This window comes from Phaeobacter sp. CAU 1743, from assembly GCF_039839315.1.
GTDB lineage: Bacteria > Pseudomonadota > Alphaproteobacteria > Rhodobacterales > Rhodobacteraceae > Phycobacter > Phycobacter gallaeciensis_A.
This window is the reverse complement of record NZ_JBDOQR010000190.1, coordinates 1-1,253: the sequence shown is the minus strand read 5'-3', so window position 1 is coordinate 1,253 and position 1,253 is coordinate 1. Positions and strand designations below refer to the sequence as shown.

At 61.0% G+C, this 1,253-nt stretch carries 1 protein-coding gene; it reads right to left on the bottom strand.

All coding sequences use genetic code 11. The features are described from left to right. Positions 1 to 26 precede the first annotated feature (26 nt). A protein-coding gene (locus tag AAFO90_RS24885) for an IS3 family transposase (RefSeq protein ID WP_347511190.1) occupies positions 27 to 1,186 on the bottom strand; the annotation gives its coding sequence in 2 pieces (ribosomal slippage) (positions 27 to 928 and positions 928 to 1,186; 1,161 coding nt in all). Positions 1,187 to 1,253 lie beyond the last annotated feature (67 nt).

Sequence of the window (1,253 nt, the reverse complement as noted above, 5' to 3'; positions counted from 1 at the left end):
TGACCTGCCCCCCGCTGGTCCCTCGCTCATGACGAGAGTCTGCGGGTTTGATTTTGGTAGTCGTCGGTTTCGGGTTTGGCAAGCGCGGCAGGCGCGGAGCCCTCAAATAGCTCAAGCGCCTGCCGCGCTTGCTTTGGCGTTCTGTTCCCCAGCGAAGAGTGCGGCCTGACGTTGTTGTAATCGTAGCGCCACAGCGCCAGCTTGCGGCGGGCATCGTCCAGGGTGTCGAACAGCTCTTCATTGAGAAGCTCGTCCCGCAGGCTGCCGTTGAATGACTCGATAAAGGCATTCTGCTGCGGTTTTCCTGGGTCGATGTAATGCCAATCCACGCCGTTCCTGTCGGCCCATCTCAGGATTGCCCGGCTGGTGAATTCCGTGCCGTTATCACTGACAATGCAAGCAGGTTTTCCGTAGATCCGGACGAGCGCGTCCAACTCCCGGGCAACGCGCTCACCTGAAATGCTGGTGTCTGCCGCCAGGCACAGGTTTTCCCGGCAGCAGTCGTCATTCACGGCCAGGATGCGAAACTTCCGCGACGCGCCGAAGCTGTCTGCCAGGAAATCCAGGGACCAGCGCTGGTTGGGCTGTGTGGCTTCGGGCATCGGCGTTCTCGAGCCTCGGGCGCGTTTGCGGCCCCGCCGCCGTTTCACTGCAAGGCCCTCCTCCCGGTAGAGGCGGTAAAGCTTTTTGTGGTTCATGATCATGCCTTTTCGCTCAAGCAGCACGCCGATCCGCCGGTAGCCGAACCGGCGGCGTTTGCCAGCGATCTCCTTCATCTCCTGGCGGATCTCAGGATGGTCGGGCGGGCGTTCGCGCCGGACCGTCTTGGGGTCGACACCGACAAGCCGGCAGGCCCTGCGCTGCGAGATGTCATGATCCCGCATTGCATTGAGCGCTGCCTCTCGCCGCTCCTTCGGTGTCGTCAGCTTTTTCCCAGCAGGTCTTTCAAAACCACGTTGTCGAGCATCGTGTCTGCCAGCAGCCGCTTCAGCTTGGCATTCTCATCTTCCAGCGCCTTCAGCCGCGCAGCCTCCGATACCTCCATGCCGCCATACTTGGACTTCAGCTTGTAAAAGGTCGCCGGGCTCAGGCCGTGCCGACGGCACACCTCCGCTGTCGGCATCCCGGCTTCCTGCTCTTTGATCATCCCGATGATTTGCGCCTCGGTGAAACGGCTCTTACGCATTCGTCTGCTCCTACATAGGTTGGGCAGACTCTACTTCATGGTGAGGGATTTTGCGGGGGGCAGGTCA